16 protein-coding genes are annotated in these 24,560 nt (G+C 42.3%); 9 read left to right on the top strand and 7 right to left on the bottom strand.

Translation table 11 applies throughout. The features are described from left to right. The first annotated feature begins 72 nt into the window (after nucleotides 1–72). Nucleotides 73–1,791: an amidohydrolase gene (locus FLL46_RS13305; protein WP_142894133.1), complete on the top strand. Its 1,719-nt coding sequence runs from the start codon at nucleotides 73–75 to the stop codon at nucleotides 1,789–1,791. 76 nt (nucleotides 1,792–1,867) lie between these two features. Here the strand turns inward: FLL46_RS13305 and FLL46_RS13300 are convergent, their stop codons facing one another. Together FLL46_RS13300 and gcvA are read right to left on the bottom strand one after the other, a co-directional pair. Then, nucleotides 1,868–3,343: an aldehyde dehydrogenase family protein gene (locus FLL46_RS13300; RefSeq protein ID WP_246119312.1), complete on the bottom strand. Its 1,476-nt coding sequence runs from the start codon at nucleotides 3,341–3,343 to the stop codon at nucleotides 1,868–1,870. A gap of 201 nt (nucleotides 3,344–3,544) precedes the next feature. After that, the gene (gene gcvA, locus FLL46_RS13295; RefSeq protein WP_168204151.1) at nucleotides 3,545–4,495 is read right to left on the bottom strand and encodes a transcriptional regulator GcvA; all 951 of its coding nucleotides are present in this window, start codon (nucleotides 4,493–4,495) and stop codon (nucleotides 3,545–3,547) included. 265 nt (nucleotides 4,496–4,760) lie between these two features. Between gcvA and FLL46_RS13290 the strand changes: the two genes are divergently transcribed. Together FLL46_RS13290 and FLL46_RS13285 are read left to right on the top strand one after the other, a co-directional pair. After that, on the top strand, nucleotides 4,761–6,158 hold the full coding sequence (locus FLL46_RS13290; RefSeq protein WP_142894129.1) for an aminotransferase: 1,398 nt from the start codon (nucleotides 4,761–4,763) through the stop codon (nucleotides 6,156–6,158). A gap of 117 nt (nucleotides 6,159–6,275) precedes the next feature. Beyond that, a complete protein-coding gene (locus FLL46_RS13285; protein WP_142894127.1) occupies nucleotides 6,276–7,592 on the top strand; it encodes a DUF3422 family protein in 1,317 nt (438 codons plus the stop codon). Here the strand turns inward: FLL46_RS13285 and FLL46_RS13280 are convergent. From FLL46_RS13280 to FLL46_RS13265, 4 genes are all read right to left on the bottom strand, one after another. Next, nucleotides 7,574–8,029, bottom strand: a complete 456-nt coding sequence (locus FLL46_RS13280; protein ID WP_142894125.1) for a GNAT family N-acetyltransferase — start codon at nucleotides 8,027–8,029, stop codon at nucleotides 7,574–7,576. The genes FLL46_RS13285 and FLL46_RS13280 overlap by 19 nt on opposite strands. Before the next feature lie 129 nt (nucleotides 8,030–8,158). Then, entirely contained in the window at nucleotides 8,159–9,889 is a 1,731-nt protein-coding gene (locus tag FLL46_RS13275; protein ID WP_142894124.1) for an MOSC and FAD-binding oxidoreductase domain-containing protein, read from the bottom strand. A gap of 32 nt (nucleotides 9,890–9,921) precedes the next feature. Continuing rightward, entirely contained in the window at nucleotides 9,922–11,727 is a 1,806-nt protein-coding gene (locus tag FLL46_RS13270; protein ID WP_142894122.1) for an amidohydrolase, read from the bottom strand. A 110-nt stretch (nucleotides 11,728–11,837) separates the two neighbouring features. Continuing rightward, the gene (locus FLL46_RS13265; protein ID WP_142894120.1) at nucleotides 11,838–13,190 is read right to left on the bottom strand and encodes a Na+/H+ antiporter NhaC family protein; all 1,353 of its coding nucleotides are present in this window, start codon (nucleotides 13,188–13,190) and stop codon (nucleotides 11,838–11,840) included. A 473-nt stretch (nucleotides 13,191–13,663) separates the two neighbouring features. On the opposite strand from FLL46_RS13265, the gene FLL46_RS13260 reads away from it, so the two are divergent. From FLL46_RS13260 to FLL46_RS13235, 6 genes are all read left to right on the top strand, one after another. Continuing rightward, entirely contained in the window at nucleotides 13,664–16,201 is a 2,538-nt protein-coding gene (locus FLL46_RS13260; protein ID WP_142894118.1) for a TonB-dependent receptor, read from the top strand. A 134-nt stretch (nucleotides 16,202–16,335) separates the two neighbouring features. Then, nucleotides 16,336–17,880, top strand: coding sequence for a tetratricopeptide repeat-containing sulfotransferase family protein (locus tag FLL46_RS13255; RefSeq protein WP_142894116.1), 1,545 nt, complete (start codon nucleotides 16,336–16,338; stop codon nucleotides 17,878–17,880). A gap of 284 nt (nucleotides 17,881–18,164) precedes the next feature. Then, a complete protein-coding gene (locus tag FLL46_RS13250; protein ID WP_142894114.1) occupies nucleotides 18,165–18,953 on the top strand; it encodes a thioesterase II family protein in 789 nt (262 codons plus the stop codon). Nucleotides 18,954–18,977: 24 nt separating this feature from the next. Continuing rightward, complete coding sequence (locus FLL46_RS13245; RefSeq protein WP_142894112.1) at nucleotides 18,978–19,754, top strand: 4'-phosphopantetheinyl transferase family protein; 777 nt, start codon at nucleotides 18,978–18,980, stop codon at nucleotides 19,752–19,754. A 430-nt stretch (nucleotides 19,755–20,184) separates the two neighbouring features. Continuing rightward, nucleotides 20,185–22,227 carry a TonB-dependent receptor plug domain-containing protein gene (locus FLL46_RS13240; protein ID WP_142894110.1) on the top strand — a complete coding sequence of 681 codons (2,043 nt, stop codon included), beginning with the start codon at nucleotides 20,185–20,187 and terminating at the stop codon, nucleotides 22,225–22,227. Then, complete coding sequence (locus tag FLL46_RS13235) at nucleotides 22,217–23,524, top strand: ABC transporter substrate-binding protein (RefSeq protein WP_142894108.1); 1,308 nt, start codon at nucleotides 22,217–22,219, stop codon at nucleotides 23,522–23,524. The genes FLL46_RS13240 and FLL46_RS13235 overlap by 11 nt, the downstream gene beginning before the upstream one ends. Nucleotides 23,525–23,556: 32 nt before the next feature. On the opposite strand, the gene dapA is transcribed toward FLL46_RS13235, so the two are convergent. Beyond that, on the bottom strand, nucleotides 23,557–24,471 hold the full coding sequence (gene dapA, locus FLL46_RS13230; protein WP_142894106.1) for a 4-hydroxy-tetrahydrodipicolinate synthase: 915 nt from the start codon (nucleotides 24,469–24,471) through the stop codon (nucleotides 23,557–23,559). Nucleotides 24,472–24,560: the final 89 nt, after the last annotated feature.

Below are 24,560 nucleotides of genomic sequence, written 5' to 3'. Positions count from 1 at the left end.
CTATCAAGATAAGCTATATTTATTTTAATAATTCAATAAAACTCCCATTAGGCTGCTTAAGGGGCCCTCACGATGTCTAATAGAAATTGGTTTAAGAAAACGACAGCAATTATCTGTATCTTTCTTTACCCACAATTAAACAATCTGGCAGGCGCTCAAGCGCAGTTAAAAATGGCCGATCTCGCTTTAATCGATGCGGTGATTTATACCGTTAATGAAAAGCAACCTTTCGCAACGGCAGTTGCCATTGCCGACGGCACGATTATCTACGTTGGCGAAAACGACGGGCTAGAAGATTTTATCGATGACCAAACCAAAGTTATCTCATTAAGACAGCAAATGTTGTTACCCGGCTTTATCGATACGCACAGTCATATTTTTGAAGGTGCTTCACAAGTTGGCGGAAATTGCCAGTTAGAGAAAAACGCTAATCTCAAGGAGCAGATCCCCAGTCTGAAAATCTGCCGACAAAATATATCCAAAAAAGGTGCATGGGTCATTGGACACGGTTTCCAACTCGACGCATTAATGGATCATCAATTAAAAATTACGCCAATCCGATTACTCGATGAAGTATTTCCAAACAACCCTGTGGTTATCATGGAAGAGTCTTCCCATGCGATGTTAGTCAATTCCTATGCACTTCACCTGGCAAAATTAAATTCAAGTGCTACACCACCACCTGGTGGGAGAATCATGATAGACCCTGACACAAGAGAGCCTAACGGTATCTTATTTGACAATGCCGGCGATATCGTCATGGAAATAGCCTGGAATAGCGCGCCTGACGTGTTTAATCAAAGCTATGCTGGGTTGCTTGCCGGTATGAACGAAGTCATCGCGAACGGTATTACCACCATAGGCGATGGAAGAATGTACTGGCGCCGCAATTGGTATGAAGTTTGGCAACAGGCGTTAAAAGATGATCAAGTCAAAGTCAGAACGTCGATTCGTCCATGGATTTATCCAGAACTATCCATGAGCAAACAACTGAAATTTTTGGAGGAAATTTATCAACCTGATCCCGAAGAACTGCTAATCGTTAATCAAGTTAAAATGTATGCCGATGGCGTACTTCATTTTGGTACTGCCAAACTAAGCCAACCTTACCAGACGTCGTGGCAAACAGATATACCATCGGGCCTCAATTATATCCCACCGGATCAGCTTTCTGCGTGGTTGAAACAATTGAATAAGATTGGCTACGGCGCCCATATTCATGCGGTGGGTGACGCAGGTATCAATGAAGCGTTGAACGCAATCGAGCAATCAAGAAAACAAGGCAGTCAACAAAAATACGCATTGACTCATCTCGAAATGGTTAACGACAAAGATATTGCTCGTTTCAAGTCACTGAATGTCGATGCAGACTTCCAGGCCGGTGCAGAATTTTTTGGCGACCACAGTTGGGTTTATAACCTAATTGGAAAAAAGCGAGCGAGCAAACTTTTACCTATGCGAAAAATATTTGATACCGGCGCAAACGTCACTTTTAGCAGCGACTGGACAGTTAACCCGTTAAATCCCCTTGTCGCCATTGCTAATTCCACCAGACTCAAGCATACATCTGGGTTGCCAAACATTCATGACGCGATCAAAGCGGCAACTATTAATGGAGCCAAAGCATTAGGAATCGACAAAATTACTGGGTCAATTGAAGTTGGAAAATCTGCAGATCTGGTTGTACTAAGCGATGACATCACGCAACTTTCTCCGCAACAAATTTTGGAAACGGAAATTGTCATTACTATTTTACAAGGAGAAGTCGTCTATGTATCAGTTGATGAATAGCAAAGTTTAAAAAGTTCATCGCAAACCGGAATAAAGCGACTAATTAAGTCGCTTGTGCATTGTTGATTTTAATAGCCTAAAAATTCTTAGCTCCCATCACTGCCTTCACTTCCTGGAACTCCTCAAGACCAAACTTTCCCCACTCGCGACCATTGCCCGATTGTTTGTAACCACCAAATGGTGCCGCTGGATCGGTCCAGGCGTTATTAATGTGGATCATTCCCGAACGAATTTTTTTGGCTACCTTTAAAGCGCGCTGTGGATCGGTTGAAGAAACATATCCCGATAATCCATACAAAGAATCATTAGCAATTTCGATCGCCTGCTCTTCATTCTGATAAGCGATCAATACCAGCACCGGACCAAACACTTCTTGCTGTGCAATACACATACCATTGGTCACTTCGGCAAAAATCGTTGGTTTAACAAAAAAACCCTGTTCAAGCCCTTGCGGTTTGCCAAGTCCGCCGCAAACCAGTTCAGCCCCCTCTTCAATCGCATCCTGAATCATGCCTTGAATTTTATTATATTGTTGCTGGCTAATGACCGGCCCAACAAATGCTTCGGGATCATCAGCATGCCCCACTTTCATTTTCGCAACGGTTTCTTGTGCAACGGCAATCGCCTGTTGATACAAATTCTCAGGAATTAACATTCTGGTTGGCGCATTACAGGATTGCCCGGTATTATGCATGCATGCCTTGACACCTTCACTGACCGCCATTTCTAAATCAACATCGTCCAACAATATATTGGCTGACTTTCCACCCAGTTCCTGGGAGACTCTTTTCACTGTATCAGCTGCAGCCTTAGCAACTGCCACCCCGGCCCGAGTCGACCCGGTAAAAGAAACCATATCAATATCAGGATGACGAGAAAGTTGCGAACCTACATTTGGGCCATCACCGTTAATCATATTAAAAACACCGGCAGGAACGCCGGCCTCATCGAGGATCTGGGTAAACAGGTAAGCACTTAGCGGTGCAATTTCACTGGGTTTTAACACCATTGTACAACCCGCTGCTAATGCAGGCGCAACCTTGCAGGCAATCTGATTAACCGGCCAATTCCACGGTGTGATTAACGCGCATACACCGACAGGTTCGTGAAACAATAAACTATCGCCAATTTCCTGTTGTGCTTTGGACTCTTTTAGCGCAATCAGAGTCTGCTCAAGATGTGCTAAGCCAGAACCTGTTTGGGCCCCTTCTGCCAGCCACATGGGCGCTCCCATCTCATCAGAAATGTGGCGAGCCATTAAAGAAAACTTATCTTTATAAATCCGAATAATGTTTTCCAGCAGCTCAACTCTCTCATCAATACTGGTTTGAGAAAAACTTGTAAATGCGTTTTTAGCTGCCTCTACCGCAAGATTAACAACTGGAGAGTTGGCCAGAGTAATACAACCAATTTCTCTTTCCGTCGCCGGTTGAATCACCTTGAAAGATTCTCCCCCCTCAATGGTTTGCCAACGTCCGTTGATGTAAGCCATGTGGTAATTGTAATAGGTTTCGCCAGGTAATTTATCGCCGTGCAGGTGTCCGTTTGTCATCGCATATTCCAACTATTAATCATCTGTTAAATTCTCATTTTATTGTGCCTTTCGCACAATCAATCTGCAATGGCGTAAGTGCCGCAAAATATTCATGGAATTGATAAACAATTTTCATCGATTAAAATTGAAGGAAGCAGGAGGCCTCCAAAAAATTGGAAAGCGTTTGAATTTTAGCAATCAACCTAACCTACTTATTATTCATTCGGCGTCATCAATTATTTTTTCAGGTACAAAGCACGAATCAATATTAAATTCAGCCAAAATCCAGCGTCTAAATCGCTCAACATTTTCAAACTCAACTTTTTCCTTTCGGTATACCAGGTAATAATCTAGCTCGGTATTTAAATATGAGTCGAAAGGTTTTATCAATTCACCGGACTCGATCAAATCCTTTGCTAAAATGGTGCTACCCAACACAACTCCCTGTCCCGAAACTGCGTAGTCTAGTGCTAAACTTGAATCATTAAAGTTATATCCGAGTACCGTTGAAACCTCGCCTAAACCCAACATAGAAAACCAGGCCTGCCAATCTTCTCGGCGCTCTACCTGCTCGACGTGAATTAACGGAAAATTTTTAAGATCTTCCGGCTCACTAATTTGTTGTTCACCCGTTAATAGTTTTGGCGAATAAAGCGGCGTCACTTTATCATCAAAAAGTTTTATTTTTTCGACGCCGGTCCATTCTCCGGTACCATGCCAAATAGCCAGATCAACCTCTGCATGTTCCAGTTCTTCTTGTGAATATTTTGTATAAACCCAGACGTTTAAATCTGGATTTTGAGAATTAAATTCATGCAACCGGCTCATCAACCACTTATTGGCGAAAGATGGCGGCGTCGTAAGAACAACTAACCCTGGCTTGTTAAAAAACTCTAATCGAATCGCGCCTTTTTGTAACTGCCCTAATACCAACTGAGTCGTTTTTAAAAAATCGATCCCGGCATCAGTCACTTCAACGGTTCGGTTCACTCGTTTAAACAATGGCTGACCGAAATAGTCTTCTAATAATTTCACCTGATGACTAATTGCCGATTGCGTCATAAACAATTCGCTGGATGCTTTCGAAAAACTATTCAACCTGGCCGCCGCTTCAAATCCTCTTAGAGCTGATAAGGGAGGTAGCCGATTAAATCCTCGTTTTTGGGACATTATTTTACTCCGGGTCAATCTTTTGTATTCGCTCTTTAAAAGATAACACATTAAAAATTTTAAGCAATATTTTGAAAATAACCGTTCAATCCCGCTGTTAGTGTATCAATTCATTAAAATTACTAATCAAAACACTGAATTTTTATCCTTTGTAACCTTACGCATTTATCGCTAAATTCTGTAGCTGTAACTTCTATCTTTGCCACAGAACAAACCGTTCTCGCAAAGCATTTGATAACAAATTAACCAGGTGAGTTGAATATTTATGAAATCATATTCTCCAGAACAAATTTGGGAAATGGATAAAAACCATTTTATTCATCCTTATACCGACTTCGCGACTTTTAAAGACGAAGGTAGTCAAGTTGTGACCGGTGCAAAAGGAACTTCTATCACAGATTCAAGCGGGAAAAGTTATCTCGATGGTATCGCAGGTCTTTGGTGTGTCAATATTGGACATGGCCGGGAAGAAATGGCAAATGCAATTGCCGATCAGGTGATGCAAATGGAGTACTTTAATCCATTCGGGCACAGTACCAATACACCGGGTTCAATACTCGCCGCTAAGTTAGCTGAGCTTGCGCCCGGCGATCTCAATCATGTGTTTTACACTTGTGGTGGTTCTACCGCAATTGATTCAACCATCCGGCTGATTCATTTTTACAACAACGTGCGCGGAAAACCAGATAAGAAAAAAATTATTTCTCGAAATGACGCTTATCATGGCTCAACTTATGTTGCCGCAAACCTCACAGGCATTCACGCAACCAAATACAGTTTTGATCGAATTGCCAACGACTGGATTAATCATGTTTCTGCAGCCAATCTATATCGTCGGCCACTCGGTGCAGAAAACCTCAGCGAAGCGGAATACACGCAATTTCTGGTGAATGAATTTGAAAATAGAATTATACAGCTGGGTGCTGATAGTGTTGCCGCTTTCATTGCAGAACCCATTATGGGAGCCGGTGGAGTGCTGGTCGCGCCTGAAGGCTACCATAAGGCCATGAAAGCAATATGCGAGAAGTACGATATTCTCTATATCGCGGATGAGGTGGTCACCGGTTTTGGTCGGTTAGGTCACTTTTTCGCGTCAAAAGCCATCTATGACATGCAACCAGATATTATTATTTCCGCCAAAGGAATCACCTCAGGTTACATCCCCCTGGGTGCTGCAATTATTTCAGAAAAAATTTACCAGGTTATCAGCAAGCCACAATGCGAAGGTGGGCTTTTTAGCATGGGCTTCACCTATACAGGCCACCCGGTAGCTTGTTCCGCTGCACTAAAAAATATTGAAATTATGGAGCGTGAAAACATTTGCGAACACGTTCAGCAAGTCGGCGCTTATTTTCAAGAGCAAATCTGCTCGCTTGCTGACTTACCAATTGTCGGTGATTGTCGTGGGAGTCACTTGATGATGGGAGTCGAGTTTGTCGCTGATAAAACGAATAAAACGCCGTTCCCAATGGAGGCGGAAATTTCCAAAAGACTATTTGAGCATTGCGCAAAACTGGGGCTCATAGTGAGACCTATCGGAAACATTATTGTAATGTCACCACCATTGACAATCAGTCGTGAAGAATCAGACTTCGCCACGAAAACTTTTCGAACCAGCATCGAAAAAACGATGGATGATTTAAAACGAGACGGTTTTCTTTAGTCACTAACTTTTGAAAACCCTCAAGTTGTTTGCAACCATTATCAATAACATTCCCATTTAGGACTTGCTCTCCCCGACAAGTCCACTTTTTTATTGTAGCAAAATGATTCAAGCCAAATGATTCAAGCAAAATCCAATAAGAAACTGCCTCAATTACATCCTTTGATGAGTCATTTGGCTAATGAGATTCACAGTCGAAGTTTCCCAAGAATTCAAGGAGCGGTGATTGTTTCTCAAGCGACCATGTTACATTATAACAGCGATAAACAAGCACAAATTAATCACCTCAAACTTCTTGCAGAAAAGTACGATGCTAACCTGCCTAACCAGGAGACATCCTGCTACTATGCCGATCTGGGAGAGTTAGATATTCGTTGGGAACATCACTCTGAATTTTCCACTTACACCGTTATTCGGCTTAACAATAATGAGCAGGCATTCGAATGTCCACCATGGCATTTGCTACCGCTTAACTGGCGTCAATCACTCCCGGGACAATTGATCGCAGCTATCCATCTGGATGTAAGGGAAAATTTACCCGAAGCCAGTGGTTTACAAAAAATATTTCTCGGCCACTCCCTTTTGGCCAGTGTAGTCGCAGAAAATAATGCACAAGTCTGGACTTCTTTTAAAACCAGCGATGATGGTTTCGAGCGACTTTTAATAATCGACCAGGGGCTCACTCAGAGTCAAACTGGACGCCTGCTGCGCTGCTTGTTAGAACTTTCCAGTTATCGTATGGTGGCGCTGTTATCGCTACCGGTGAGCCGAGAACTGATGCCCCAGGTCGCAGAAATGGAAAGCGAACTTGCCAGGATAACGCTTTTGTTAAGCCGTCTGGACGAAGAAGAGTGCGGTGAGAAAAACTTACTGAGCCAGTTATCTGCCTTATCCGCTAGACTAGAAAGTATCATTGCCGATAACCAATTTCGCTTTGATGCATCTAATGCTTATTTTGAGCTGGTAACCAATCGTATCGCCGAGTTAAATGAAACTGAAATTCCCGGTAAAGAAATGCTCAGTGACTTTCTAAATCGGCGAATGATTCCTGCCTTTCGAACCGGAAAAAGTGTCACTCAACGGACGCTGAACATTTCAAATCGCATCGATAAAGCCAGCGATCTGTTACAAACCAGGATTAACCTTGATTTGGAAGAACAAAATCAAGACCTGTTAAAAGCCATTAACCGTCGCAGTCACATTCAGCTAAAACTCCATCAGCTTGTTGAAAGTGTGTCTATGTTTGCGATCAGTTATTACATCATTCAACTCATTAGTTACACATTAGTTTTGCCGCAACATTGGCAGGAGAAAGTGAGTAAAGAATTAGTTGTCGCCGCCAGCGTCCCCCTGGTTATTTTCGGTGTCTGGTTTTTGCTTCATAAATTGAAGCGGCGCTGGTGGGGGTTAAGAGATCAAAACGAGATTCTATAAGTCACGAATCCATCTGTGCCGCCTGTCAGGCGATCATATAACTCCCTGGCATTATGATTATCATGTTGCGTATGCCAATAAACGTATTCCCAGCTTTGCTCTTTGGCATAATTAATCACCGCTTGAATTAATGCTCGCCCAACACCATTGCCGCGGTAAGTTGAATCCACATACAGGTCTTCAAGATAACAAACCTGTCCCGCTTTCCAGGTGTTGGTGTGCGGAAAAAAGTGAACTAAACCCGATAACTGATTTCGTGTAATGTCTTCCGAAACAAAACACTGAATAGGATGTTGCAGATCATGAATACGAGACCACAATAAATCAGTGAGCTCGGGCGAGAAATTCTTTGCCTGGTAAAATTGGAGATAACCTTCCCAAAGCCTCTGCCATTGTGATTGTTCATTTAAGGCTGGGCGTCTAATAATTTGACTCATAATACGGCTCCTTGAGTTTATTTGTTGGTTAACTATTTTTATTATCTATGTTTTTAACCATCTATGTTTTTAACCATCTATGCTTTTAACTATCTATAGTTTATTGAGTTCCAAATATAAAATAGAAGTTTAAATCTTCAATGTCACATCGCCCTTAGGTTGAGCACAGCATAATAGTACTTGCTCTTTTGCAACAGCGACATTGGGACGGCGTGTATAAACAACTTCACCATCAACCAGATCAACACTACACAAACCACAAATTCCCTGACGACAACTGAACACAGGAGTCATCTCATTTTCTTCTGCGTGCTCAAGTAGTGTCAAGTTATCGTGACAAACCCAACGAGTCTTTCGGTCACCAAAAAAAACATTGGCGTCGCGAGTTAATTGATTATTCACTTTAATATCGCCAGCTGAAAAAGACTCGAAAAAAATATGGTTTGAAGGAACGTGCAGGTTAACCAGCATTTTTTTGACATCAACAATAAATGGCTCGGGTCCGCATATGTAATACTCACACTCACCAGGCGCCATCTCGACCCATTTATTGGCAAACCAACTGCCCATGTTTTCCAGTAAATTTTTTAGTTGTTCCTGGCTCAATCGGTGACGGCTATCGTAGTCAATTCCTTGCTTACTCCCTGCATCAGCTCGGGTATAAATGTAATGTGAGTGAAACTGAGCATGTTTTTCAATAAGGCGCTCAACCTCATTATGAAAAGCATGAGTACGCGCATTATGTGTTGAGTGAATAAAATAAAGTGTCGGCAACTTTTTATCCAGTCTAGCAGCGTGAGCTTGTAACATACTAATCATCGGTGTGATGCCGATACCTGCACTAATTAAAACCACAGGCGTAGCGACACTTGCCCGATTCAAAGTAAACTGGCCGTTAGGCGGCAGCACTTCGACTTGATCACCAATTTCTACCTGATCATGCATAAATCTTGAAGCTTTTCCGTTTGGTTCTCGCTTAATCGTAATCCGATACCGAGACAAGTTTTCGTCGTAGCTTGAAATACTCCAGCAACGCACCATCACTTCTCCACCGGCAAGCCTTAGCCTGACGCTTAGAAATTGACCGGCTCGATAACCCGCTACTGGTTCCAGCCCTTTCGCAGGCTTGAGGAAAAAAGATTTAACATCTCTTGTTTCTTGCACGATGTTACTAATAAAAAATGGCTTCCAACCAGACCAGCGGTTGCGGCTAATCAAGAGTTTATCTTTTTGCCTGTTGCGTATGGCGACCAACATGCTCAACATTTGCTGTCCCATTTCAGGCAGCTCAATTAGACGTTGCAGCTCCGACTCATCAACTGTAGCAGCCTGAAAAAAGCGCGCTAAATCTGGTATTGAAATACTCTTAACGCTCGTCGGTAAATGAGTAACCGTATCGCCCGCTTTAACAGTTCCCGTTTGCAAAACTTCCAGGTAAAATCCAGTTCGACCTGACTGTTCAAAAAGTTGTAAAAATTCATTAGGCATCTTCACTCGCCACAACAAATTTTTACACGGTGTACGGCAACCAGATACCACCAGTAATACTTCACCGATTTGAATTCGATCACCGACACTGATCTGTTTTTCATCCAGCCCGAGAAAAGTTAAATTTTCGCCAAGCAATCCATGTTTCCATCGCGCTTTTGAATGCAAGGTGTCATTCCAATAATCATAATTTTCTGCACAATAGCCATAAATCGCATTTTTATGATTAGCAACTTCATTTCCTTCCAACCCACGTTTAGTCACTTTAACCGGAGTCTCAATTGACTGTTGGCAAATCGCAGTTTGAAAGCGCCCTCCCTGCTCTTCATAAGTGCGAATCTTACCCGTGTGAATTGATGCAATTGTTGCCACTTAAATGATTCCTTTAGAGCCAATAGTCTTTTTTATCGATACTCTTTGGCTCGATAAGTTTCATTGCCGGATAGTAATGTCAACAAAACCTTCGCCTGTTTAATTTTTTGTTTAGGTAATTCAAATAAGTTGCTATCCAACACAACCAGATCAGCATATTTACCGACTTCGATCGATCCAGTCATATCATCGTGCCGCATGATGTAGGCTGGATTTAAGGTATACCCTTTAATTGCAGTTGCAATAGCCTCATCTTTTGACATTTTGCCATCCAATATATTCACCGCATTTTGAATACTAACGATTGGATCAATACTGGAAACATCCCAGTCACTACTAAAAACCATTCGTCCGCCAGATTCGATAATCGGATGTACGGGAGAAAACTCTACGTCCACATCGCCAACAATTTTGAACCAGTAATCCGGGTCGTCAATGTGAACATGCTTGTAATCAATTTTCTTATCCAGCTCAACGCCGGTACCATAATCACCAGTATCGTGATTAATCTGAATGTTGGCTGTCACATTAAGTTTCGCAAAACGTGGAATATCTTCTTTTCTGGCGAGCGCAACATGTGTGATTTGGTGACGAGTTTGGAGTTTAAGTTTTGAGTTCGCTTTTTGTGCACTTTCAATAGCATTTAATGATTCTTTGACTGCTCTGTCTCCCAAACCGTGAATATGCGCATCGAAACCAACTTTTTCTAATTCAGTGATATATTTCGCTAATCTTTTTTCGGTGAAATAATTCAAGCCAAAGGGTTTTGCAAATGGATGAATTAAATGATTATAGGCTTCTACCACTGCTGCGGAGTTATTAATCACCACGCCATCGGAATAAAATTTAATTTGTGAAAGCCTTAATAAACTGTCGCGATCATCTCGGTACATGGACTTCAATTTCGGCAATTGAAAATCATCCTGTAAGTGAGGATAGGCCCACAATGCCATAATACTTCGCGCTTTTAGCGTACCTTCTTTTTCAGCCCTAAGCCAGGGTTCTAAATTGCCTCTTTCCCAATAAACACGACCATTGGTGATCGAAGTTAATCCGTATTTTGCCATAAAATCCTGTGATAACATCAAAGCTTCGTATCTTGCCTGTTGCAGCTTAGGCGAGCGTTGCAACGCCTTATGCATAAGTTCATCACCAGCGCTATCAGATAATAATCCTGTCGGTTCGCCCGTTTGAGGATCTTTGAAAATAAGTCCCCCTTGTGGATCAGGCGTATCTTTGGTGATGCCAACAATTTCAAGCGCTTTACTATTGACCCACATAGAGTGAGAAGACTTTTCCATAAACGCGGCGGGTTTATCTGGAAATGCTTCATCGAGTACCAATTTGGGCATACGTTTTAGTTTGAGCACATCTTGTATCGCGTGACCGCCGCCTAATATCCAGTCGTGTGGAAAATCGATTTTATTGCACTTTTTTAACTCGTCAATCCAGGTTTCTGGATTAGTTTCTGTATCACTTAACGGAATCAAGTCGCATCCCATAAAAGTTGTCAGGCTAACCCCCTCCAAAGGATGGACATGCGCATCCTGAAAACCGGGAACAACCATACGACCTTGAAGATCGATCACTTTAGTTTGCTTGGCAATATAATCTTGTGCTTCCCGATTGGAGCCGACAAAAATTATTTTTCCGTTCTTAACTGCAACAGCCTCGGCCCATGGATTATTCACATCAACAGTGTAAACTCGAGCTTTTATCAGTACCTTATCTGCTGTAACTTTTTGAGTATTCTGTTCTGCACAGGAAATGCCTGAAAATAAAAAAAGAAACAAACAACCCAATTTTAAATGACGTTTAATATCGTGCGTAATACTCATAGTTTTACCTTAATTATTCAATATAAATTATTTTAATATGTCTTTTTCAAAATGCATTTCTCAAGTCGCGTTAATACTCACAGAAAATGATTGAAATAGAAGTTAAAATCTTAAATCGCCCAAATTAACCAACCGATAATTGCGATAGCCGCACTGATGAATACGTAAGGCAATTGCGTTAACGCATGTTCCATCACACCAACCTCGCTTGCTTGAGCTGCCAGCACAGTTGAATCACTGTAAAAGCATGCGTGACTACCGAAAGCCGCTGCTGACATCATCGCGCCGACCACCACTGGAATCGGTGTGCCCACTTCAATGGCTAAAGGCAAAATAATAGGAACGGATATCGCTAATACTCCCCAAAAAGCGGCTGTCGAAAATGCGACAAGTGCAATTGCTATAAAGGCAACTATCGGTAACATGCTGGCTGTCATTAAGGGTTTTACGGACTCTATTACAAATGCTGAAAGCCCTAACTGCTCACTCACATCTTTCAGCATAAAACTGGTAAAAACTACCGCCAGCGCAGGCACCATTAAACGAATTCCATCAAACACTGCGTCAAAAAGTTCTGCCCATTTCATCACGCCCTGTACACCAAACATTAAAACCGTGATCGCCACCGCACAGATTACGCCAATCAGCACATTAATATCGTAAAACCAGGAAATCCCGAGCAAACTCAGCATCGGAATTAAAAAGCTCCACACATTCACTTTAGCTGATTGCTCGATTAATTCGGGCTCTGCTTTATCAGCTATTTTTTGTTGATATTCGGCTAGACCTTCTGCCGCTCTACGCTCTGCTTTTTTCATCGGCCCGATCACAGGAAAGATCCCTGCAGCAACCAGCGGCACAATAATCACAGCAGCCCAGGCGTAAAACATGTAAGGGATGGATTCGATGTAAAGAGACATCCCCTGCCCTTTTTCAACGATACTATTAGACTCAAGCACGCCGACGAAAAATATCGCCCAGGTTGAAACGGGTAGCAAAATACAAATAGGTGCGGCAGTTGAGTCAACAACGTAAGACAACATTTCTCGAGACACTTTGTATTTGTCAGTGATTTTGCGCATTGAAGTGCCTACCGCAAGCGCATTTAGATAATCATCAATGAAGATTACCAGCCCCAAAAACCAGGTACTTAACAATGCAACCCTTCTATTTTTGGCACGACTAGAAACGATGATGCTAAACGCTAACGCTGCGCCACTTCTTAACAAAAGTACTATTAAGCTACCCATAAAACCGCACACCAGAATAATCCAGCCAATGGTTTCATCCAGAATTGTTTTTTGCACCAGCTCTGAAAATTTTGTCACCAAGTCAGTGGGATACAACATCAACAACCCGGCCACACTACCAGCAACTAAAGATTCAATTGGTCTACGCGTAAAAATTGCTAAAGAAATAACAACAGCGGCAGGTATTAAACTCAGTACACCAAATTCTTGCATAGTTTCACTTCTCGTTACTTTTATTTTTATCAATAAGCTTCTATTTTTAACAACAGCGTCGCTTATTTTTAAATACCAAGTTTAATATTAGTCAGGTAACAGTCAGGTAACAACTCGACGGTAACTAGTAAACTGTTATAACTGGCCGCCCTGCCGAAACCAAATAAGGTAACGTTCAATGAGCGTACTTAAAAAATTAACATTGAAAGGTAAACTTTCACAATTGAAATATTTTGGCTACTTTCATTAACATTTTTAATACACACACCGCACGCCACGGGATTTACGGTGTAATAAAAATTTTCATCAATTTAATGAAAAAACTTTGTTTTAACTCATTTCATAAACCTTGTAGGGTAAGTTATCTCAAAATATAAAAATCGATACGACTAACCAGGTAGCAACGAGTAACAACATAAAAACCGTTAGTCGTACCAATAATATTGATAAATTACTCATGAGAAGGGGCAATAATGAAAAGAGGTAATAGTATGAAACAAGTGAGTCCTCGATTTAAATTGACGTTGATAGCAACGGCAATTTCGTTGGCGTGCAGTAACAATGTCGTTGCAGATCAACAGGTGGAAAAAAACCAGGCGCCGCAAGACTCTCAGTCAACAACAGACAGCGGCTCCAGTTCTACTTCTGAGCAGCAGCAACCTGATTCGCCGGAACAAGAAGAGCAACGAATTCTGGTTACCGCTAACCGCCGCTCTCAATCAATAGAAAGTGTTCCCTATAATATTTCGGCTATCGGTGGTGGTGATCTAAAACAGATTGGTATTTCAAACCTCGGCGAACTCACACAAAGAATTCCAGGTGTTTCCTACACCGATAAAGGGGCGCGTACCGGCGCATTTTCTACCAGTATTGCAATGCGCGGTCTTAGTCTTGAGGATGGGCGTGTTTCTGGTCCACTCTATACTGCACCTGGTGTCTCCACCTATGTTGGTGAAACTCCGCTATTTTCAAATATTCGATTCTATGACATTGACCGAGTTGAAATTTTACGTGGCCCACAAGGGACGCTTTATGGTTCTGGTTCTTTAGGTGGGACTCTCAGGTTTATTCCAAATCGTCCTGATTTAATGGGAACTGACGGCGAAATATCCTATAAACTCGGACAAACTGACAATGGCGATGGCCTGAACTCTGAACTAAACCTGGTTTATAACCTGCCAATTAGTGATACTGTCGCCCTCAGAGCAAACGTCGGTCGGTCCGAATCGGCAGGCTGGATCGATCAACCTCGCGCTTATCAACTAGATGCACAAGGCATTCCTGTTGCCGCAGACACAACCGACGCACTCAACAGTCCATCAGTATTTCAGCGATTTGAAGGCACCAACGACGAAGAGTCGACTTATGGCCGAGTATCGCTGCTATGGGAAGCCACCAGTGATGTTGAAGTTCTGCTCGCCTATAACAGCCAGAAAGATGATTCAGGTGGTAACCCATCTCGTGCAGTAGACTACCTGGATCTGGGAGAATACGAGTCGGCGGCTTTATCACGAGAGCCATACGCCGGTGATACCGATCTGCTTTCACTCGACGTAGAAGTCGACCTGGGATTCGCAACATTTACCGCGTCAGCTTCAAACTATGAATCTGAGCAAGAATTACAAAGCGACCAGACCGGTGCTTACCAGGCTTTTGATTTCTATGCTGCCAGCTATGGCGCTATGCCGCGCCCTTATATTGCTGACTTTGCGACAAATAATGACTCTGCCAATATATTGGAAATGCGATTGGTTTCCCAAGATGATGGTGATTTCAGCTGGGTCGTTGGTGCATTTTATATGGAACAAGATATTGAAATTAGCAACTTTCAATTTTTCCGCGGGTATGCTGACTGGGCTGACGCCTGCGCCGCGGCAGGTCGTGACGATTGCGGTCTGGGAACAACAACCGGCGCCTTCAGCCTGATTTTTGACCCTGGTACTCACCCAGTTGCTGACGCAGCTGGCTTACCGGTTCTCAAGGATCAAAACTTCTTAAGCGGATCAACAGCCAAGTTTACCGACAGAGCCATATTCGGAGAACTCACTTGGCATGTTAGCGATGACTGGCAAATTACCGGTGGCATACGTGCTTTTGATCAGGAATTTGACAATGAACAAGTCAACGCGGCCTTCTTCGTCGACACCGCCTCTCGTTCCAGACAAGTTTCAAGCGAGGATGATGTACTGTTTAAATTCAATACCTCGTATCAAATTGGTGAAGACTCAATGATTTACTTCACCAACTCAGAAGGATTCCGTCGAGGCGGCGCGAACGCACTCCCCGACTCAGTTACCGTGTTCGATGATCTGGGCAATGCTACCGTGGTACAGACCAACCCGAACCTGCTAAGTTATGCACCAGATCAAGTAACCAACCGCGAGCTCGGTCTTAAAGGAAGGATCGGTGATTTCCGCTACAGTACAGCATTGTTCGATATAGAATGGGACAAAGTACAATTAGACAGTCTGGTTACACCGTTTTTATTGAACGCAGTGGTCAATGCAGGAACAGCGAAAAGTCAGGGCCTTGAAGCAGAATTAAATACCGTGTTTAATGACGAGCTAGAGATCACCTTCGGGTATAGTTACGTCGACGCAACGCTGGACAAACCCGATACTTTTGGCTTAACCGAAGCGGCAATTGATCCAGCAACCGTTAGAGGTCAGCGTTTACCTGGCGTCCCCAAACATACGGCGTCTATCGATGTGAGTTATCTGACGGAAGTGGGCAATTGGTTTGTGATTTACGGTGTTAATGGTAATTATCGCAGCGATTCACGTTCTCAACTTAATCCGGCGACGAGTACTACGACGGAAGGTTTTTCCATGTGGAATAGCTATGTCAGTTTCGAAAATGATAACTGGGCTATCAGGTTGTTTGTTAATAACCTGGCCAACGAAGAAGGCATTATTAACACGCCTAGCCTTGGGCCAAATGGTCCCAGACGTAACGAGTTAATTTCTCGCCCCAGAACGATTGGTGTCAATGTGCAATATGTTTTTGAATAAGATTTTGTTTTTAATCTTTTAGAAAAACATCAACCGCTTGAATCCAACCCTCCTTAATTAAGGAGGGTATTAAAGTTGTTAAGGAGAACTTAAACATTTCTCAAACCATATCCATCGATGCCATAAAAGTGTTGGTGCGACAAAAAAAGTTGAGGGAAGCCCAAAAGGTTAGTTACCAATTCACTCAACAACAACCCGAGAATTTGATCGGCTGGTTTATGCTTGCCGATATTAGCTTGCAGTTAAAACAATATCAGAGCGCGTTAGAAAGTGCTTTGCAAGCTGAAAAAATTGATGGCAAACAACCTCAAATTCAGATCTTAAAAAGCCGATGTTATTTATTCTCGGGTGATAGCCAGTCCGCCCTCAAAAACGCTATAGCGCTAATGGATACTCAACCTGAGTTGTTAGCAAAAGACTGGTATCAACTTGGTATAATACTTCATCAACTTAACGCATATGACCAATCTCATTACTGTTTGAAACAAGCGGTCTTGTTAAATCCACAAAACGCTCACTTCAAATATAGCTTGGCGACTAGCTATCGAAACCGGGGAGAAATTAACAAAGCCTACGCAAAACTCAACGAGACTTTAGCAATAAACCCGACTGACTGGGATGCTTATTTGGCTCGTTCACTATTAAAAACAGCCACCGCAAAAAATAATCATCTACCCCAACTGAATCAACAAGCCAAAACAAACTCCGAGAATATCGCCGCGCAAATCAAGCTGTATTTTTCCATCGCAAAAGAACAGGAAGATTGTGCTGAGTACGAAGCATCTTTCACCTCGCTGAAAAAAGCCAACGAGCTGCGTTTGCAAGTAAGTCGGTATCAAGTTGAACATGATCTCGAAGCAATGAAACATTTACAAGCAACTTTTGACATCTCCAAAGCAGCAAAAGAAGCTGGCGATTTTACAAATAATGAAGCTATTTTTATTGTTGGGTTACCTAGAACAGGCACCACTCTGCTAGAGAGAATTATGACTAATCACCCCGAGGTTTATTCAGCGGGAGAACTTTACAACTTTTCGAATTGTTTAACTCGATTGGCTAATTCTAAATTCGCCGGAAAAATAAACAACAAACTCGAATTAATCAAAAAATCTGCTGAACTTGACTTCGACCAATTGGGTTTTGATTATATCGAGAGTACTCGACCTTTAACTGGTCATAGCAAATATTTTATCGATAAACTGCCACTCAATTTCCTCAACATCGGGCTCATTCAACGAGCACTCCCCAATGCAAAAATCATTCACCTCACACGTGCACCAATGGCAGCCTGTTACGCCATGTATAAAACTTACTTTGAACAAGCTTACCCGTTTTCTTATAGTTTGGAGCAAATTGGTCAATATTACATTGCCTACAGAAAGCTGATGGCTCATTGGCATCGCCAAAATAAAAGTCAACTAATTGAAGTCAATTACGAACAGCTAGTCACTGAGCCGGCAATAACTGCTAAACAAGTATTTGAGTTTTGTGGACTTACCTGGAAGCCGGATTTTTTACAAATCAATAAAAACGAATCTAGCACTGCAACCGCAAGTGCTGCCCAGGTCAGGGGAAATATTTATCAAACATCCATTAATCGTTGGCGTCATTATGAAAAGCAATTGGAAGGTTTGTCAGAAACATTAACCCGAGCCGGAATCGAACCAACCATCTGGTGATATCATTTTATCGCGATGCATTCGATAACAAACTTCAATTTCAATCAATAAAAAATTTCAATGTGAGATTAAAGCTCTCGGTAAAAATCAGCAACAAAATGGCTAGTAATGATTATTGAAAAGTAGCTCATTCAGTCGACTCATTGACCATTCAAGTTCTCAATAATTAAGATTGATTATTGCGATATCATGGTAATAAGAACAAGGTAGTTTCTCTAAGCAAATTTCAGTGGTATGCTTGGCGCTATTAGAAAAATAGCGAATAAAGTTTCATTGGAATATTAATGGCACTCTCAAACTGGTTCTTACGTCCAAGGCCCCGGCCAAACGCAAAGATCAAGTTACTTTGTTTTCCTTACGCTGGTGGAAACGCATCAACTTATTTATCTTGGGTAAACTATCTGCCCGATACAATAGACTTGATCGCCGTACAACCGCCCGGTCGCTCCTCTCGAATGTTAGAGGCGCCCTACAGCGAAATGACTCCGTTAATCGACGATCTAGTCATTGATTTTTCACAAATGATTGATCGCCCTTACCTGGTATTCGGTCACAGCTTAGGCAGTAAAATAGCCTTTGAGTTGATGCTCAGATGTCAAGCGATGAACATTCGGCTACCTGAACATTTTATTGCATCTGGAAGCCGTGCTGCTTACTTATCCAGCCGAGAAGACGCTATTTACGACTTGCCAGATAATGAGCTAGTAGCGGAACTCAAATCACTCAATGGTACACCGAAGGAGATACTTGAGAACGACGAATTAATGGAGCTGTGTTTACCATTACTAAGAGCTGATTTTAAGATAGCAGACACCTACTGTGCTTCAAGGAAAATACTGAACACCAAAATAACTGTACTAGGTGGTAGTGAGGATCATTTAATTACTTTGTCAGACTTACAATGCTGGGAAAATTTATTTACTCACTCTGCTAACGTCTATATGATTTCCGGCGATCATTTTTTTATTGAAAGTAATAAGCCCGCTGTATTACGTCAAGTCATAAAAGTTGCAAAATCAGTATTGGATAATCTTGAGATGCAAGATGCCTCTTCAATGCTTCGAGTGGTATAACTGGATCCTTCTCAAATAAAAATCATGCTTAAAACCGGCGATAATTTAGACAACACCGATAACAAACCAAATGTCGATAACAAACCAGACAGCGAGTTAAAACCAACAAAAATGTTCATCAAGGCTCGCGAAGTTATCGCTTTCCGAAATCCAGGAAAGATAGCCACTTATTGTTGCGAATTTGATAAAGAACATTTTCACGAGAACCTGTTTCATCAACTCGGTATACAACGCCCTTCCGCTTTAAACAAGGCAGTAGTAAAACGTCAAGCTGAATTTTTAGCTGGTCGATATGCCGCAGCGACGGCACTGGGAAAGTTAGGCATTAACGCGACTCACATTCCTATTGGAAATCATCGCTCGCCGGTGTGGCCGAAAGGCGTTAACGGCTCAATCACTCATACGAATAACACGGCCCTTTCGGTGGTCGGATTAAGTCAATATATTACTTTCCTCGGAGTCGACAGAGAAGACTGGATAAAGCCCGATACCGTTGAGCAAGTCAAAGAAATTGTGATCAAGGGATCTGAAGAAAAACGATTAAGACAAAATTCAATTGATTTTAACAAAGCGTTAACCCTGACGTTTTCTGCAAAAGAGTGTCTGTTTAAAGCGCTATATCCCAATACCGGATTTTATTTTGACTTTACTGCGGCGGAAATCACACAAATTTCACCGGAAAGTAAACGCTTTGAGTTAACGCTAGTCGAAGATCTGACTGAAGACCTGACAGCTGGTTGTCGATTTGATGGACAATTTGTGCTGGAAAAAAATAGCGTAACAACCCTGATTGCAATTTAAGTTCATCAAATAATAGTTCTTGGTCGTTTGGCTTTTCGTTTTGTTTTTACAAGAATCGACTTGAGTATTTTTCGATTGAGCGACCACTCTTTTAGCCCGAATAAATAAGGCGCTATTAAAATAAAGAGAATCTCACTAACACGCTTGCAGATGATTTACTTTTACACTAATTAAATATTTACTCAATAAATTGTCCCAAAGAATTGTCATATGCCTTTAACCAAAACACTGCAAACTGCCGCTAACATCAAACACGAAATCACCCTGGAAAATTTTTAACTGGCCACGATAACGGTGTCGAGAATAACTCTCAAAACAAAAGCTTATTATCAGAGTATTTTTGATAAATAATTAGATTCTACTACTATTAGAACTAAAACATATATTCATTCCAAAGCTCAATCGATTGAAAACAATAACAAGTTTACTAATGCAGTGCACGACTAATGCGTTATTAGCGACAGCCCTCTATTGCCTCTCGTCGATACCAGCGCACTGTGCCGAACAACAGAAAGTTAATCTGTTGGATATGAGCCTTGAAGAGTTAATGAATATTAAAATAAACACTGCGACAAAAAATACCCAGGAAGCAACTAAGACACCCGCCATCGTATCGGTGATTACCCATGAAGATATCCTTGCCTGGGGTTATCAATCTGTGGCAGAGGCTTTACAACAGGTTCCGGGACTTTACGGAATAAATGACTATGCTCGTTATAATTATGGCGTAAGAGGAATTAACGGCGGGCAAAGGGCTTATAACAAAATATTGAAAGTCATGATCAACGGAACGGCAGTATCATTTCGCTCAGATTCAACAAACTTTCTCGGGCCGGAACTGTTGCCGATAGAGATTGTTGAGCGTATTGAAGTTGTCAGGGGGCCGGGCTCTGCGCTCTATGGAGAGAACGCCTTTATGGGAATAGTTAACATTATCACAAGGCCAGCGGAAAAGAATGCCCAACAGCAATATCGCTTACGGCTCGGGAAAAACCAACACATGTCAGTCTCCGCCGTGTTGAGCGAAAAACAACAAAATTGGTCTTTTATTATTGCGGCAAACGGGGAGAAAGCAAACAATGACGGACTAACTCTACCTTCAACCTCGCCAAAAGCCGATGACTTTACCGGCCTCAGCTCGGATAATTCTGAAACCTTACCGGAATCATTTTTTTCTCAGTGGATTTACCAGTCCGGCGACTTTACTCATGAACTGCTTATTAATTACTCACATCTAGATACCGTCGCTGAATTTCTCGATTTTGGTACACTGAGCCATGAAAACCGAATTGCACTTAACCAACAGTTAACTAACTATAAACTTGCCTGGAAATACAGCCAGAATCTCGAGGCTCATCTGAATTTTTCTTTTACTCGTGGTAAACCAAGTAGCGACGAAAAACTCAGTTTAAACTCTCCGGTGAGTTTTCCGAAAAGAGAGTTTGAGTTCGAAGTATTTGATTTTTCTTCTGAGATCCATTACCAGTCTAACAATCAAAGCGCCTACATTTTTGGCGTTGATTTTGCCAATGATCAAGAATCGCTAATTCAAATATCGAGCGTCGATTCAACCACCGGTGATATAACTCTGTTGAGTACGCCCACAGGTAAAGTGACCTTAAAAAATGTTGGTGCTTATGTTCAATATTTGAATTCAATCAACAAAGACACACTGCTGACTCTTAATCTGCGTAGTGACGATCATAATATATACGGAACTAACACTAACTACCGGTTCGGTTTGGTTAAACAGTTTTCAAAACCAATCTCAGCTAAATTTTTATTTGGCAGCTCATACAAAGCGCCTGCAGCAATGCAACTTTATGCACAACCACTTTATCCCGGAGAAATCATTGGTAACGCCAATTTATCTGCAGAAAAAGCAGATACCGTAGAAGCGGAAGTGAGCTGGTTAATCTCTGCGAAGTTTGCACTGAATTTGAGTCTATGGCTGAACCAGATCGATAATAAAGTGGAGTTACTCCCGCAAGGTGCAAATGTTCAACCGACTAATTCAGGTAAACAAGAAGGTAAAGGGCTAGAATCGGAATTGAAGTGGATTGACCGAGACTTCTCACTAATTGCCAACTTTGCCTATCAGAACACCGATAACAAGACTAATACTTTATTTCAAGGAACACAGGTTGCACCAACAGCGATGTACCCTCGCCTGACAAGTCATATCAGGTTTCAATATCAATTCAGCAACGGAGACACCATCGGCATTTCAACGAAATATGCTTCGGAACGTAGAGCGACCAATTCAAACATTAGAGAAAATTTGTTACAACCTTATCAATTAGAAGCATACTCACTGTTTAATTTCAGTTATCTTACCACCTGGAACGCTCTCTCGTTGCAGCTAAACATTAATAATCTCTTCGATGAAGACTATGCTGAACCAGGTTTTGTTGGCATCGACATTCCTGGCAAATCTAGATCCTGGTATCTAAACTTACGTTATGAACTTTAGAAAACGACGCAGTCTGACGACTACCAGCCTGACATCGACCATTGCGCTGGTTTTCTCGCTGGTTTTCCTCGCTAGCTGCGATACAAGCGTTGATGACAAAATACCCGAGGTCACTAACGACCAAATCAAAATTGGACTTCTAGCACCGGTTACAGGCCCGTTAGCGGGCTTTGCGCAAGATATGGAAGCAACTGCAAGACTAGCGGCTCAGGAAATCAATCGCGCCGGCGGTGTCAACGGTAAGGAAATCGGATTTCTGGTTCGTGATACTCGGCTTGGATTGGACGACTCAGAGACCGTTAGTGTGTTAATGGCCCAACAGCTTATCGATGAAGGGGTCGTCGGTATTATCGGCCCGGCCGGCAGCGGAACAACCATTGCCATTACACCAACAATCACCGCCAGCAATATTCCAATAATTTCACCGTCAGCAACCTCTCCTGCGATTTCTGCTCTGGATGATAATAACCTGGTTTGGCGCTCTGTTGCCTCTGACGCATTCCAGGGAATTTTTCTGGCTGATCAATTAGTTCAGGAACAAGTTAACAGCATTGGTATTATCTATCGTGATGATGCTTACGGTGATGGATTACAACAAGCAGTTACGCAGCGTTTTCAACAAGCCGGCGGACAGGTAATGTCTGCTATCAGTTACCCTGCAGATAAATCTAGCGAGTTCGATTTTGAGGTTAACCAACTCTTTGTCAGCGGCGTACCCGACGCAATCGTTGTTATTAGTTTTATCATTGACGGCGCCAATATCATGGTCTCGCTGGCCAATGCGAACCTGCCGACTTTACCCAGGTTATATGGCGTCGATGGTAACAATCGCACTGAATTTATTGGCAACTCGCCAGCCCAGGTCATTTTAGGTATGCGAGGCAGTTCGCCGACGGCACCTAGCACTTTCGAAAATTATATTAACTTCAGCGAAACTTACCGGGCTTTGTTTAATAAACCGCCACCAGTCTTTACTGAATCAGTTTATGATGCGGTTTACCTGATTGCGTTAGCAATGAGTGTTGGCGGTGAAAACTCTGCTTTAGCGATAAAAAATAACTTAAGTTCACTCTCTAATGCAGATTCTGCAAACGCAGTTATTGTGAATGTTGGGCCACAAGGTTACGCAACGGCTTTACAAAACCTGGGAGCCGATCTCAACCTGGAAGGGGCTGCCGGCAGCATTGATTTTGATGAAAACGGCGACGTTACTTCAGGCAACTATATTTTTTGGGAAATAGTTGAACAAGATGGCCAATTAGTTTTTCAAACGATCAGAGAGTCTTCATTTCCCTGATCGTTTTTTCTTGGGAAGAATTTTTATTCCGTTCAAACCAGGACAGTAAAGTCTTCGTCCGACAATGACTGAATTTGATTTCCTACAGCAGATGACGGCTCAAGTTCGTTTAAAATACTGACGCCTTGCTGGCGCTTTTCTTGATCGAGTGGTAAATAAGGTAATCGAAAAACAGGTTGAACTGCGCCTGTCATTGCAAGAGCAGTATTGATACAGATCGGATTGGGTTCGCAAAACAGCCATTGCATCAGAGGAACTAACTGTTGGTTTAGTGCTTCCTGATTCTCGTCCATCAACCGACGCATTAGCGCGGGGACTATGTTTGACGTCACCGAAATAACGCCATGACTGCCGTATTGATGGCGTCCAGCAAAAGATTCGTCGTCATTGCCAGACCAACATGCAATCCCCCGCTCTTCATAGTATTTAATTCGTTCATTACCAGCGCATTCTTTCACACCGACAAAATTCTGGTGTTTGGCCAGATTTTCCATAACGAATGGTTCAATATCTTGTCCCGTCCGGCCTTCCACGTTATAGATAAACGCGGGACCGATTGCTAAAACAGTTTCCAGGTGTTTTTGTACGCCTTGTTGCGTTGTTTTACCGTAGTAAGGATTAATTTGTAATGCGGCATGCATCCCCGAGGCAAACCCATACTCAGTCGCTTTAACCGCTTCTCTTGTGTTATTGCTACCGGTGTTGCCGATAACTAATAGTCGATCACCGTATTTGCTAGCGGTATGCGCAATCAACATTAAATGCTCTTCCCAATCGAGCAAGTGCCCTTCCCCTGTAGTGCCGCCAACAACGAGCCCGTCAACACCAGCTTTTAACTGTTGCTCGACCAAATAGTCATAGGCTTTGAGGTCTATTTTTCCTTGCTGATCGAAAGGCGTCTTAATCGCAGTAATTAGGCTTTTTTTACGAATTGCTGATACTTGCATGTAAAAATTCTTTGTTGTTTCTATGGTTGAGTGTGAATTCTATGGTTTGGCTTTCATTGATACCAAATAATTTGAGGTTATACCAATGA

This window comes from Aliikangiella coralliicola (genome assembly GCF_007004725.1).
Taxonomy (GTDB): domain Bacteria; phylum Pseudomonadota; class Gammaproteobacteria; order Enterobacterales; family Kangiellaceae; genus Aliikangiella; species Aliikangiella coralliicola.
Note: the sequence above shows the minus strand (reverse complement) of the source record. Positions and strands in the feature narration are given on the sequence as shown.